At 36.8% G+C, this 17010-nt stretch carries 2 protein-coding genes; one reads left to right on the plus strand and one right to left on the minus strand.

The annotated features are described in order from the left end of the window. Positions 1-352: 352 nt before the first annotated feature. Positions 353-15385, plus strand: coding sequence for a beta strand repeat-containing protein (locus RTP99_RS21600; protein WP_312367504.1), 15033 nt, complete (start codon positions 353-355; stop codon positions 15383-15385). A 327-nt stretch (positions 15386-15712) separates the two neighbouring features. On the opposite strand, the gene RTP99_RS21605 is transcribed toward RTP99_RS21600, so the two are convergent. After that, on the minus strand, positions 15713-16873 hold the full coding sequence (locus RTP99_RS21605; RefSeq protein WP_000649885.1) for a Ger(x)C family spore germination protein: 1161 nt from the start codon (positions 16871-16873) through the stop codon (positions 15713-15715). Between the last annotated feature and the right edge of the window lie 137 nt (positions 16874-17010).

Genomic DNA, 17010 nt, shown 5'->3' on the forward strand with positions numbered 1-17010 from the left:
CTAATAATTAAATGCCCCTTTTAGGGCTACAGACACACCGTTATTAAGTAACAAAAAGCTTATTTTTTTCATTTTGGGGTAATTCTAAATTCTTAAGTTGATGGGCATGTGGTGCTATCCAAAAGTCAAAATAAACAAAATAGAGGAACAAATGCAGTTTTATAAATCAATGTTTGTGTCCCTGGAGTTTCCTTTAATGTTAATATTAACTGATTTAAAAATAGCCCTTGTTACTATTAAATTCCTTCCAATGATTAAGGAAGGAATTTATAGTTCAATTATACATGTTCCTTTTGATTGTTTATATGCATATCGTATTTTGACCAAAACTATATGCAAATGAGGTGAAAAAATGCCCATTACGAATCGATTTTCTACCACTACTAACGGGGCACTTGCGATTACAGGGAACACACTAGGTTTAAGTAAAATTAGTAACCAAAACCGTGCTGGTACAATCGGGGCAATTGGTGCATTCGTAACTACGAATACCGCTTTACAAGTACCTACTTTTCCTGCTGGTACAACGTTAAACTATACACAAAATAGTTCTACCGCTGTATTAAATATCCCTGCTGGTAGTACGATTCTTTACGCAGAACTCGTTTGGGGTGGAAACTATTTATCTCGTGATCAAAACATTACGAGTGTTTTAGGAAACCCTGTTTCTTTTACTACACCTGTTTCAACATACCCAATTACCCCTTCGGCTGTTACAGCTTCAAATCAAACTTTCGTTTCTGGATCTGTCACATTTGGATTCTATACACGTTCTGCAGATGTAACATCTCTCGTTCAAGCTGCTGGATCTGGCTCTTATACAACTGGCTCTGTCCCTGGACTTGTTGATCCTTTAGATGCTTCTAATGGGGCTATCAATTCTTCTGGATGGACGCTCATTGTCGCTTATCAAAATGGGACATTGCCAGCAAGAAACTTAACCATTTATGTAGCGGGTAACCGTGTTTCTGCTGATACCGGTAGTGCAGATGTAGCTGTTTCAGGATTTTTAACACCTTCCGGAGGACCTGTAAGCGGACGATTATTTTTGAGTTCTACCGAAGGGGATGCTGATTTAATTGGGGATCAGGCTCTATTCGGACCAAATTTCAGTTCATTAAACGCTTTATCCGGACCAAATAATGCCATAAATAATTTCTTCGGTTCCCAAATTAATAATGCTGCAGGAAACTTAGATACAACAGGGACATTTGGAACGCGAAATCAAAGTGCTTCTTCAGGTACAAACATCTCTGCAGGAAGACAAGGCTGGGACATTACTTCCATTGATATTTCTCCCTATTTAACAAATTCTCAAGTATCTGCCGCAATCCGTTTAACAACTAACGGAGATGCATACATGTTAAATACAGTCGGTTTACAAATTAATATAAACTCACCTAATATACAAGCAACGAAAAGCGTGAATAAAAGTGTAGCTACAATTGGAGACATTCTCACTTATACAGTTACTATCCCTAATACCGGACTTCTTCCCGCCAATAACGTTATTTTGACAGACATTCTCCCTAATGGGACTTCCTTTATACCTGGCACTGTAATGGTAGATAACATACCACAAACAAATGCAAATCCTGCCGCTGGTATATCTCTTGGAACAATCAATAATGGTGCTTCTCGTACAGTAACTTTCCAAGCGACTGTCGTTTCTCTGCCAAATCCAAATCCGATTTCTAACACTGCTAATATTACATTTCAATATACACCAATCGCCGGAGGAACGACCTTTAACGGTCTGGCAACAAGCAACTCTGCTGGAACACAAGTTAACCTGGCAGATATTAATGGTACAAAATCAGTTAACAAAATTTTTACTGATATTGGTGAAACGCTAACTTACAGTATTGCCTTAGCTAATATAGGAAATATCGCTGCAACAAATGTTATATATACGGACCCGATTCCTAGCGGGACTACTTTCATTCCAGGGAGCGTAACTGTGAACGGAGTTACCCAAGCTGGCGCAAATCCCGCTACTGGTATATCAATTGGATCTATTGCTGCTAATTCTACGACTACGGTTTCATTTCAAGTATTCGTTCCTTCTATCCCGCAAACAAATCCCATATTAAATAGTGGTACAACAACTTATCAATACATTCCTGTGCCAAATCAACCGGCAGTAAGCGGGACTGATACGACGAATATTGTCTCCACTCAAGTGAATAATGCTACTGTAACAATGACGAAAGCAGTAGATAAAAATTTTGCAGATATTGGTGATATACTAACGTACACCGTTTCCTTTACAGGTACAGGTAATACGAATGCAAACAATGTTATTTTTACAGATGTCATTCCTACTGGAACAACTTTTGTTGTAAACAGTGTAACAATTGATGGCACGACACAAGTGGGCGCAAATCCCGCTAACGGTGTGAACATTGGATCCATCCCAACTGGTACAACAAAAAATGTTTCATTTCAAGTAGTAGTAAATACAATACCCGCGTCAAACGTCGTATTTAATGGATCAAGCGCTTCTTATCAATATACCGTCAACCCTAGCCAATCACCAGTTACAAAAAACATTTCTTCTAATCTCGTTTCCACTCAAATTAATAATGCGAATGTAACATTAACAAAATCAACTAACAAACAATTTGCCACAATTGGCGAAACGATAAGTTATACAATCCTTATTACAAACAGTGGAAATACAGCTGCAACTAACGTACAGCTAACAGATTCACTTCCAAATGGAACGATATTAACACCAGGTTCGGTAACACTCAACGGTGTTTTACAAAATGTAGATTCACTCGTTTTCGTACCTATTGGTACAATACCAGGAGGAGCTACTTTCACCTTATCCTTTCAAGTAACAGTCATCAATATTACGACCCAAAATCCTATCATTAATAACGCCTTCGCTTCTTATCTATATACTGTAAATCCAAGTTTGCCACCGACTTCAAAAACAGCAAATTCTAATTCTGTTACATCAACAATTAGACTAGCAAATCTCCATGCTAATAAATCTGTAGATAAAACGTTTGCGGAAGTTGGTGATGTATTAACTTACACCTTTGCTCTTACTAACGATGGAAATGTTGCAGCGAACAATGTATTACTATCTGATTCAATTGCGAATGGAACCGCTTTTGTCCCAAACAGCGTTATAGTTAACAGTGTTACTCAGCCAGGCGTTACACCAGCTAGCATCAATATTGGTAGCATCAATGCTAATACTACAATTACAGCTTCATTCCAAGTAGTAATCACTAGCATTCCAAATCCAAACCCTATTTCAAATAGCGCTTCCATCTCCTATAACTTTATCGTTGATCCAAACACTTCACCTGTAAGTAAGAACACTACTTCAACCACTACATTTACTCAAGTAAACGATGCAAATGTCATTTCAGCCAAAACAGTGGATCGAGCGTTCGCTACCGTAGGGGATATATTAACTTATACTGTTACTTTGACGAATGCAGGAAGTGTTTCTGCTGATAGCCCTACTTTCGTAGATACGAATCCAGACGGTACTACCTTTATTCCAAATACTTTTCTTATTAATGGTGTACTTCAAAATAACGCAGATCCAAATATAGGTGTTCCACTACCTTCCATTGCTGCTAATGGCTCACTTACTGTCTCTTATCAAGTAACCGTCACCTCTTTACCAACACAAAATCCAACATTAAATTCATCTAGTACACAGTATAGCTTTATTCTAAATCCGGGCGATCCACCAACTATAGAAACATCTGTAAGTAACACTGTAAGTACACAAATTAATTTAGCAAATGTAGTGATTGTCAAAGAAGTAGATTTAACTATCGCCGATGTCGGGCAACCAATCACATATACAATTTCTTTAGCTAATCTTGGCAATACTACAGCAAATAATGTTATTGTTACCGATATAATCCCTAATGGCTCCACTATCGTACCAAATAGTATTTTTATAGGTGGTACTTTACAACAAGGTGCAGACCCTAGTACCGGTCTTCAAGTCGGCTCCATTCCTTCAGGTGGTTTTACAACGATTGTTTTTCAAATAAGTGCAAATAGTTTACCTTCACCAAATCCAGTTCAAAATAGCGCTGCACTTCAATATAGCTTTATCGCAGATCCAAGTTTACCTGCCGTTGTCAGAAACGCTACTAGCAATATAGTAACGACGCAAATTAATACTGCTAATATTGTTGCCACAAAACTAACAAGTACAAATTTCGCTGATGTTGGCGCTGTCATAACGTATGCAACAATTTTAACAAATAACGGCAATATCCCTGCTTCTAACGTAACGTTTACAGATATCATTCCAGCTGGTACCATCTTCCTTCCTAATACTGTAACGATTAACGGTGTCCCTATAGCAAATGCAAACCCTGCTAATGGCATTTTAATTGGGACGATAGGAGCGAATTCATCACGTACTGTTGCATTCCAAGTTTCTGTACCAACTATTCCTAGTCCAAATCCGATTACGAATCAATCGAGCACTACATTCCAATACACATACGACGCATCCAAATCAGTTGTAACGCAGATGGTGGCCTCTAACACCGTACAGACAACTATTAATAACGCTACGATTGCCGCTGTAAAATCGGCAGATAAACACTTTGCTAACGTAAATGATATTATTACGTATACAACTACTTTAACGAATAACGGGAACACACTTGCATCAAATGTAATTTTTACAGATGTAATTCCAAACGGAACATCATTTATTCCTAATAGTGTAACAGTAAATGGCAATACACTTCCTAATACAAACCCAGCAAGTGGAATTGCAATTGATCCAATAAACCCTAATACAAGTGCAACAATCTCATTTCAAGTAATAGTAAATTCCATTCCTAGTCCAAATCCAATCCCGAACCAAAGCAATACAGCGTACCAATATGTCATAGATCCTAACTTACCTCCAGCGTCCGCCAATGCGTTAAGTAACGTAATAACAACTCAAATTAATAACGCTACAATCGTCGCTACGAAGTCAGTGAATACACCGACAGCTGCAATTGGGGATATCGTTACTTATACGATTGCAGTTACGAACACAGGGAATATCCCTGCTAGCGCTACAGTTTTAACAGATGGACTCGGTGCAGGCGCCTCATTTGTGCCAAACTCTGTAACTATCGATAATATTCCGCAGCCAGGGTTAGATCCATCACTTGGTATTCACTTGGCAGATATTCCCCCAGGAGATACTGTATTCATTACTTTTCAAGCACAAATTTTAGCGATACCACCTAGTGGCACATTAACAAATAATGCTCTTGTAAATTATGAATATACCGTAAATCCAAACCAATCACCCGCTGTTGGTAGTACAGTTACGAATACGACGGTTACGCCAATTATTGATGCAACTCTTTCTATAAATAAAACTGTCAATTCAAGATTTGCTACTATTGGAGATACACTGACTTTCACTGCTATCATTACTAATTCCGGTAATACTACCGCAAACAATGTTATTTTTACAGATGTAATTCCAAATGGTACATCATTTATTCCAAACAGTTTTACGGTAAATGGAACAACTATTCCTAATGCAAATCCACAAAATGGTATCAATATTGGCAACTTGAATTCAAATGCATCTGCTACACTCAGTTTTCAAGTAAACATTACATCACTCCCAAATCCGAATCCAATCCCAAACCAATCATCGCTTCAATATAGCTTTATTGTAGGTATAAATGAACCGCCAGTTTCACGAACAGTTCAATCTAATAAAACTTTTACACAAGTAAATACTGCTTCCGTTATCGCAACAAAAACTGCAAGCAGTGCATTTGCTGCTGTTGGAGATACAATTACGTATACAACTACCCTCACCAATAGCGGAAATACTACCGCAAACACACCTGTTTTTATCGATATATTACCACCTGAACTTTCATTCGTTCCTGATAGCGTACAAATTAATACCATCCCACAACTTGGATTTAGACCAGATAGCGGGATTTCTTTAGACTCAATTCCAGTTGGAGGAACGACAACAATTAGCTTTCAAGCTATCGTTGGCTCAATACCAGTTACAAATCCAACTTTGAACCAGTCTAGCACGACATACTCGATCATTGTTGATCCTACCCAGCCGCCGGTGACAGAAACAGCTACAAGTAATCCAACTTTAGTTCAAATTAACGAAGCGATTATTCAAGCAACGAAAAGTGTGGATCGACTATTTTCTGACGTAGCACCTGGAAATTCATTTTTAACGTATACTGTTTTATTGGAGAATATAGGAAACACAACTGCTACGAATATCATTTTTACAGATCCGATTCCAAATAATACAGTGTTTATAGCGGATAGCGTTCGAGTAGGCGGGGTTTTATTACCTGGGGTAAATCCAGCGAATGGGATACCAATTGGGGATATTATTGCAGGAGATTTTACAAACGTTACCTTCCGTGTGCAAGTAGTTAGCATTCCAAATCCAATTTTCACAATTGGACCTGGGGGGCCAAACTCACCAGTTGTAAATGGCGCTTCTATTGATTATCAATTTATGACAGGACCTAATTTACCACTCGTTTCAAGAAGTACGACATCCAATCCGGTTTCGACACAAATAAATTCCGGAGAAATTACACTTGTTAAATCTGTAGATAAAACTTTCGCAACAATTGGCGATACAATTTCTTATACGATTACATTAAATAACCCTGGAAATGTCACTTCACAAAATATAATTTTCACAGATATTTTACCTGACGGAACGACATTCATATCTGGCACTCTTACAAACGATTCTGGTACACAGCAGATCGGAAATCCAGCTAACGGGATTCAGATTGGAAATATAAATCCAAACGGAACGGCTGTGATTACTCTCAACGTACTTGTTACAAATATTCCAAGTATAAATCCAATTTCTAATTCTAGTTCTGTACAATTTTCACATGTGGTCGACCCTAGCCAACCTTCCGTATCACAAATGAATGTATCTAATGCTGTTTCGACAACTATTAATAGTGCAATTTTAACAACCCAAAAAAGTGCTGATAAATCTATCGTTTCAGTTGGAGATACGATTACGTATACAACTACTATTACAAATACAGGAAATACAGCCGCTACGAATATTACTTTCACAAGCGCTATTCCAGCTAGCATTACCTTTATACCAAATTCATTCACGATAAATGGCGTTCAGCAGTCTGGTGCACAACCAGCACTGGGAGTAACTATACCAAATATCGCACCGGGTGAAACAGTAACTGTTACTTTCCAAGTAAATGTTATTTCTGTTCCCCCTTCAAATTCGATTATGGGTAATGACACAATTTTATATTCTTATACTGTCGATCCAAACGGAACTCCTATTACAACTTCTATTTCAACAAATATCGTTACAAACCCGGTACTAGATGCTATGATAACGATGGTGAAATCTGTAGATCAAACACTTGTAACACTAGGTGATACCATTACCTATACGACAATTTTAACGAATAGCGGTAATACAAACGCTACGAATATTACTTTCACTGACCTCATACCAGATGGTACGACGTTTATAACTGATAGCGTTACAATAGATGGCATCACACAAATCGGGCTCAACCCTAATACAGGTATTACAATTGGATTAATTGCTCCTAACAGCTCAATATCTATAGCATTTCAAGTTACCGCTACTTCTACACCAGCCCAAAATCCTATTGCCAATTCCGCTACTGCTTCTTACACATTTATCGCTGATCCTAATGCCCCTATTGTTTCAAGGACCGTTACTTCAAACACAGTGTTCACTACGATTAATACAGCTACCATTCTTTCATTAAAACAAGTCGATAAATCCTTTAGTCGTATTGGAGACACACTCACTTATACTGTCGCTTTAACAAACAATGGAAACTCATCTGCGCAAAATGTTATATTCACAGATACCGTACCGAGCGGAACAGCATTTATTGCAGACACATTTTCTATTAATGGAATTCTTCAAAGTGGTGCAAATCCAGTGAACGGTGTAAATATCGGAACTATAACAGCTGGGACTACAGTAACAATTTCGTTCCAAGTTACTGTAACGTCATTACCAACTGAAAACCCCATTGTAAATTTCTCATCAACATCGTACCAATTAGTCTCACCGCCTGATGCAGAAACTTCAATTAGCAATCCTGTTTCAACGCAAATTAAAGAAGCACTATTATCCATGACGAAAAATGAAAGTGTATCCTTTGCAGATATCGGGCAAACTGCTTTTTACACTACTTCTATTTCGAATATAGGAAATACAGATGCAACTAATATTGTATTCACAGATGTATTACCAAATGGAGTCACATTTGTTCCTAACACATTAACTGTCGATGGTGTTTTACAACCTGACGCGAATCCAAATACAGGTGTATTACTTGCAACACTTCCGCCTAATGAAATATATAGTATCGTCTTTCAAGTTACAGTGAACAGCATTCCCCCTATTAATCCAGCACCAAATACAGCATCAACAACATATGAGTTTACTGTTGATCCTGTTAATCCTCCAGTATTAAGTGCGGCTACTTCCAACACTACGCTTCTTCAAATAAACAACGCGAATATTATAAGTACAAAAACAACAGATCTTACTTTTGCGGATGTTGGTAATACAATAACATTTACACTTAACCTCCCGAATACAGGGAATGTGACTGCAACTGATGTTACCGTTATCGATACGCTTGATAGCAATTTAACTTTTGTTCCAAACAGTTTCACAGTTAATGGGCAAACCATTCCAAATGCTGATTTATCTACTGGTGTAAATATCGGTTCAATTAACGGTGGTACTGCAGCAATTATCACATTCCAAGCTACCGTTACAACCCTACCAATCAACAACCCTATTTCTAATTCAGCTCTTACCACTTATCGTTATATTGTTGATCCAGACCAGTCACCTATTACAACTTCCAATCAATCTAATACAACGACAACACAAATTAATAGTGCTATTCTTACTGCACAAAAAAATTCAAATGTGTCAACAGTAGATATTGGGCAAGATATCATCTACTCCGTTACAATTACAAATAGCGGAAATGTTAATGCAACGAATGTTATTTTTACCGACGTTATTCCAGACGGAACTTCCTTTGAACCAAATAGTTTTACACTTAATGGAACTATTATCGAAAATGCAAACACCATTACAGGTGTCCCAATTGGTGATATCGCGCCAAACGAATCTGCCATTGTAGAATTTCATATTACTTCAAATGAAATCCCGGCTATTAATCCAATTACGAATCAAGCTAGCGTTAGCTTTCAGCATATCGTTAATCCAGATAATCCTCCTGTTTCAAAAAACATTACTTCAAATAGTGTTATCACAACAATTGAAAGTGCTATTTTAACTACTACTAAAATCGGTGATAAAGCTTTTGCAACGATTGGTGATACAATTACGTATACAACTACAATTACGAATACTGGAAATATCCCTGCCAATAACGTTATTTTCTCAGACCCGATACCATCGTGGACACAATTTGTTGCCGGATCCGTTATTGTTGATGGCACTCCATTACCATCCACTTCTATTACCAGCGGTATTGGCATAAATACGATCATTCCAAATCAAACTGTAACAATCATATTCCAAGTTCAAATCGTAAGCAATCCATCAACATTCACACCTGAACTCCAAAACTTAGCATTTGTTAACTTCCAATATAACGTAGGCAATGCATTACAGGCTCAGCCTGGCAATGTGGAAACGAACGTCTTCGTTACTTCTATTCATTCAGCAATACTTTCAGCTGTAAAAACTGCTAGTACAGCCTTTGCGAATATTGGAGACACGATCACTTATACAGTTTTAATACAAAATAGCGGCAGTACAAACGCTACGAATGTAAATTTCTCAGACCTCATTCCAGCTGGAACGACCTTTATTGAAAATAGTTTTGCCGTAAATGGAAGTACCATTCCAGGTGCAAATCCAAATAACGGAGTTAATATCGGAACCGTTAGTACGAACAGTTCCTTAACCGTTACTTTCCAAGTCATAGTTACATCTACTCCGCCTTCAAACCCAATTACAAACGTTGCATCCGTTCAATACGAATTTCTTGTTGATCCGACTTCTCCTCCTGTTACAGGCACAATTACTTCTAATAGTGCTTCTACACAAATTAATAATGCTACTGTTACAACGGTTTTAGAAGCAAATCGAACAATTGTATCTATCGGAGATATAATTACGTATACAGCAACATTAACAAACACTGGAAACTTCCCTGCAAACTCGGTATTACTCATTAACGGTGTTCCTGAAGGGGCATTATTTGTTCCCAATAGTGTTACGCTTAACGGAATTTCACTTCCAGATGCAAGTCCAACTCTCGGTATTCCAGTTGGCATTATCGCACCAGGTGATTCTGCTACAATTACGTTCCAATTTCTTGCAAACTCTATTCCGCCACAAGGAGCAATTATAAATCAAGCACTTACAAGTTACACATATATTGTCGATCCAAGTCAACCTCCAGTTACAGCAACATCTTCATCTAATACGGTTAATACAGCTGTCGTTGATGCATCACTATCTGTAATTAAAAATACAGATTCCCTCGTACAGTCTACTGACGGTACAATCACTTACACTGTAGTCGTTCAAAATAACGGGAATACAACTGCAAATACAGTTACTTTAACAGATTTGGTCCCAGAGGGAACTGCATTTATTCCGGATAGTGTGACCATTAATGGTGTTTCAGCTCCAGGTACTGATCCAAACGTAGGGATCTCATTAAACTCCATTGCACCTTCGGAAATCGTCACCGTCACATTCCAAGTTATCGTTCAATCCATTCCAAGCGTGAATCCAATTTCTAATATAGCTCGTATTGACTATACTTTTATCGCTGATCCAACTGCTCCTATCATCTCTCGAACAATTACGTCTAATCCAGCTTTCACACAAATTTCGGATGCGAATGTTCTTTCTTTAAAAGCAGTCAATGCACAACAAGCAACAACAGGTGATATTTTGACCTATACGATAACGCTAGAAAATACCGGAAATATTCCAGCTACGAATCTCATATTTTCAGATACGCTTCCAGAAGGGACTACATTCGTAGACAATAGTTTTACACTTAACGGAACAACTATACTTGGTGCCAATCCAAATGTAGGTGTTACTTTGCCTAACCTAGCAGCAAACGCTACTCACCTTATTGCTTTCCAAGTTCTTATTAACGATCCATTCTCGCAACAATCGATTACAAATCAATCTAATACAACATATACAATTCAACCAGATCCAGGGCAACCGCCTATTACTGAAACATCTACAAGTAATATTGTCATTACAAATTTCGTGCAAGCACAATTAACAATTACAAAAACGTCCAATCCAATAACTGTAGATATTGGCGGAACTATACTTTATATTTCTGAAGTGAAAAATAGCGGCAATGTTGACGCAATAAATATTATTTTTACAGATTCGATTCCAGTTGGGACTACATTCGTTCTCGACAGTGTCACAATTAACGGTGTACTTCAGCCTGATGCAAATCCCGAAAACGGAATACCAATTGGAAAGATTCCACCAAACAGTTCCAAAACAATACTATTTCAAGTACAAACAAATAATCCACCTACTGAAACCGAAATTGTAAATCAATCTTCAGTAACTTACCAATATATAAGTATTCCTACAGCTCCACCAGTGAATCGCTCTGCAAATTCTAACATTGTTACAACATCACTTCAAAATGCGAATATTATTTCCGTTAAAAGCGCAGATGTAACTTTCGTCTCCATCGGGCAATTTATTACCTACACAAATACACTACAAAATATCGGAACGGTTCCAGCTAACAATACGGTGTTCATTGACAACATTCCAGAAGGGACAATATTCATTGAAGATAGCTTATCAATAAATAATGTCATTCAGCCTGGTACGAATCCTGAAAATGGAGTAACTCTCGGCACGATACAACCAGATGAAACAGTCACTATTTCATTCCAAGTACAACTTACAAATATACCTGAAGACAATACAGTCATTAACATCTCAGACACTTCATATGAATACCAAATTGACCCTAGTTCTCCAATTATTCAGCGTAGATCATTATCAAATACAGTAAACACGGAAGTCCGTACAGCAAATGTTAGTGCAATTAAATCTGCTAACAGATCCATTACACGCATCGGTCAAATTATCACATATACCATCGCAGTTACAAATGCTGGTACAGTACCTATTACAAATACTCTCCTAATTGACGCAATCGCTGCTGGCACCACATTCGTTCCAGATAGCATTCTTGTAGATGGCATACCAAGACCTAACGAAAATCCAAGTACCGGAATCTCACTTAATATTATCCTTCCAAACAATACAATTATCGTTACATTCCAAGTAAATGTAGACTCGATACCTTCTCAAAATAACATGAATAATATCGCCGTCATCCACTATGAGTATCAGCCAGACCAAAGCTTACCACCAATTTCAGAAACGACATCTTCCAATACTACAAATATACAATTTATTGATGCCATTCTTATCGCTACAAAATCCGCTAATACAGTATTAGCTAATATTGATGAAACTATTGAATATACAGTACTCATTCAAAATAACGGATCCACTACAACTAACTCCATCTTTTTTACTGATATTATAGAAGATGGAACAGTATTTATTTCGGGGAGTGTAACAGTTAACAACACTGTACTTCCTGCAGCAGATCCGAATATCGGCTTTTCCATCCCGAATATCACATCAGGTCAAGTAGCTACAATAACATTCCAAGTTTCGGTTACGAATTTACCTGCTGCAAACCCAACACCTAATACTGCAAACATCGTCTACGACTTTATTTTCAACCCTGACTTTGCACCAATTCAAAAATCGACTACTTCCAACACTACTTTCGTTCAAATTAATGATGCTGATATCGTTTCACTTAAAACTGTTGATTTGACTTCTGTAACAATTGGTGATGTTTTAACTTATACAACAACTTTAACAAATACAGGGAATACGGATGCTACTGCTCTTGTATTTACAGACAATATTCCTGGTGGAACAACCTTTATAGACGGTAGCGTTTTAGTAAATAACATTCCGCAGCTTAATGCCAATCCAAGTACCGGTATATTGTTAGGAACGATTGCTCCTAACATTTCTATCCCAGTCACATTTTCTGTTACTGTCGTAGCGCTTCCAGCTAGTGGTCGTATTCAAAATCAATCCACTTCTCGTTATACAATTAATAGCGAAGAACAAATATCAACTAGTAATATTACCTTCACTGAAGTTATTTCTGCTAATATAATTGCAACAAAAACAACGCCTATCCAATACGCTGACCTACAAACGATTATCCCTTACACTATTTCCATCACAAACAATGGGAATATACAAGTGGAAAATATTATCGTTACAGATATCATCCCAGCAAATACGAGCTTTATAGAGAATAGTGTTATTGTGAATGGAAGCGCTCGTCCAAATGATAATCCACTTAGCGGGATACAACTTGATAACATTCCGCCTAATACGACAGCAACTATTCTATTCCAAGTACGGGTTACTTCAATTCCGCAAACAAATCCAATCTCTAATACGAGTACAATTGAATACCAATACACGTTACCAAACCAGCCGCCTATTACCGAAACTATTATTTCATCAGCTGCCGTAACAACAATTAATCATGCGACTTTGAATAGTAATAAAACTGTTGACCTTGCATTTGCAACGGTTGGTGATGCGTTAACGTATACGATTACACTAAATCAAACCGGTAATGTTGCAGTAAATGATGTAATCATTCAAGATATTATTCCTCAAGGTACTACGTTTATAGAAAATAGCGTCATTGTAAACGGAGAAACTCTTCCAGGAGTGAATCCAGTAAGCGGCATACCAATTGGTACTATAATTGTAGATGGAGATGCTATCGTTTCATTCCAAGTAACTGTGACTACTATTCCAACACCAAATGAACTAAACAACAACGCAATTACTACTTTTAACTATATAGTCAACCCAAATAACGTACCCGTTACAAATACGACTACAACAAATACCGTCACAACTACTGTCCAAAATGATAATGTCATTGCCATAAAATCTGTTGATGTAACGAATGCCTTACCTGCTCAAACTTTAACGTATACAATTACGATTATGAATAGCGGTAATGTAACGATTGAAGACCTTCTTGTTATAGACACCATACCAATAGATACGACTTTTGTTGCTGGTAGTGTTACGATTAACGGAATCAATCAGCCTAATGAGAATCCGGAAAATGGTATTACGTTAGGAAATCTTGCTCATAATGACTCTGTCATTATTACGTTCCAAGTGACAATATCTTCTTCTACTCTTCAACCTACAATTAATAACGATGCTACTGTTTCCTATACCGTTATCATTGATCCAGATGAACCACCTATTACAATTACAAAGCAAACAAATACCGTTACAACAACATTAATCGAGCCAATAATTAACATTGAGAAAACAGCAGACAAATCTATCGTCGTTATAGGAGATGTTATTACATTCACATTAGAGGTATTTAATGATTCCACAATTCCGACAATTAGTACTTCTGTTATAGACACAATTCCAGCTGGTACAACATTTATAGAAAACAGCGTAACTATTAACGGTACTTCGGTTCCAAATGTTCGTCCAGACACTGGTATTAATATTGGTTCTTTATCTGCAGGTACAGTAGCAACTATAACATTTCAAGTCCTCGTAACTTCTATTCCTTCAAACAGTACAATTATAAATTCTGCAACAGTTACCGCTGCTTTTCAATTGACACCACAGGATCCAATTATTACTTTCATTGTTAATTCAAATATTGTTCGTATACCAGTTCAATTTATAACTACAACAGTCACGAAAAATGCTTCCGTCAGCTCAGCTTATTTAAATCAATATTTTGATTACACGGTACGCATTACAAATACTTCCAAAATTTCACTCTCAAATATTTCGTTACAAGATACTATTCCAGCAGGTTTACAATTTATAAACGGCACTGTCTTTATTAACGGTGAACGCTCTCCACTAGCGAATCCGAATATCGGTTTCCTAGTTGCCACTAATTTAGAGCCAAACGAAACAATTATCGTGTTATTCACAGTACAAGTAATAAGTCCACCTGTTAATAATGAGTTTAAAAATACGGCCAATATTTCGTTACAACTTCAAGTCTCGCCTACCGATCCACCAATTACAGTAACCGTTACAAGTAACGAGAACATCGTCACCTTTGTTCCAGAAAATCCAGATGAAACACTTCCAAATTTAAATTGCTTCTTTGACGGTGAACGCTTCATTCGCATTACTCCTCGAAATATAAGAAATTACCTTTGGGCTTGGATTTGGTGGCAGTAATTAAATAAAAAATAAAAAGCTTGTAATTTGGATGTTATCCAAATTACAAGCTTTTTTGACATGGTACCTCTAGTTACTTAATCTATTTCAAACCTCTGATAAAAAATTATTCAGTCAATTTTTTAGTTGAAAAGAAAATATTAAGAAAAGTAAAAGGTGAAATTGAAAGAAAAGTGTAAAAGCTTGTTCACTTATATAATTTATGTAAGAAATACAGGTAATGTATATGAAGCAATCGAAGTTATGAAAATAAAATATATAATACGGGGTATAGCTAGTATTGATATTTGGCAGCTAATATCTAATTCGGTAACCAATCAAATTAACTCATTTTACTTTCTTGGGTAAAGCTGAACCTGAATGTTCAATTATTGAATGAACATGAACATTAATTTGGGCATCACTAAAATAATTTTCGCCTTGATCCCAATTCTTACGTATTTTCTTCCATTTTTTATAATTATGCCGCTTATATACTTCTCCTAACGCTAATACATCTACCTTATATTTTTTTTGAACAAGCTTTATTGATTTTTGAATCCTTTGTTCCACCTCTTTTGAAATATCCTTCGTTAAGCGTTTTTCATTCATGAATTTTTTATGATCACTAAAATGCAACTCCGCTAAAGCACCTTCGAGAAATAGATGAATATCAAACTTCGGTTTTGTAGTATTTTCAGTAAATACCTGTATTTTTCGGTGTAGCTTATGAATTTCATATGTAATAAGCTGGTCCTTTTTACGTATGGTAAAATAACCTCCTAATTTTTCACCGATTATAAAGTTTATTCCCACTGTCTGTTCGCCGTTTAACATTCCAACACACTTGTTATCCTTCCCACGAAACAACGCAGCCCCATCCATTTCTATCCCCTGTTTTGTAGGTTTTAAGACAGGTAGTACAAAACTTCGGTTTGAAATTATCTTTTCCTGCACGTCACCAATTCTTGCTGCCTCAACCATCTGAGCATTTTTAGGAGGGTGTTCAGCTAGCATATCAATATACTGTGCCGGTAAATTTTCTGGTTTTGCATTTTGTTTCAAGATTGCTTCTGCATTTTTCTCAGAAACAAATAGACGAATATTTCTTCTCATTTCATGATCTCGAATGTATACATCTAACGTATTTTGTAAAACATTTGGATTCGATAGTAATTCTTCAGAAAAAATGATTACTTGTATATGTGGAAAAAATAAAGTACGACTAATCTTTTTAGCGATTATTCGTATTTGTTCAAACACACTATCTCCTTTTGCACTCACATCAATATAATTATTCCCTGCGCCTTTTCCACCTTCTTGCGTTAACTTACTGGGAAGTACCATTTGATACGTCCCTTTCATAATTGGATTAGATTTCTTTTCCTTAACAATATCGTAAGCGGCACCTACTACAAAGCCTCTTTCTTCTATCTCCGCTAACTCAGAGCAACCGCTGATAGCCCCAGCTATAAGCGCAATTGTTATAACTTTAAAAAGACATTTCATTTCCACCATTCCTTCATTTTATCTTATATACAATAAAAATTAGTAAAGGCGCTAACACAATAAATCTCATATCAAATCACTTAAAATCCAAATAAGCCCACTGTGTGAAAAGAAAGTTTGGATAGCGATATCTCGAG

The sequence above is a fragment of the Bacillus sp. (in: firmicutes) genome (genome assembly GCF_031983925.1).
Lineage (GTDB): Bacteria > Bacillota > Bacilli > Bacillales > Bacillaceae_G > Bacillus_A > Bacillus_A pacificus.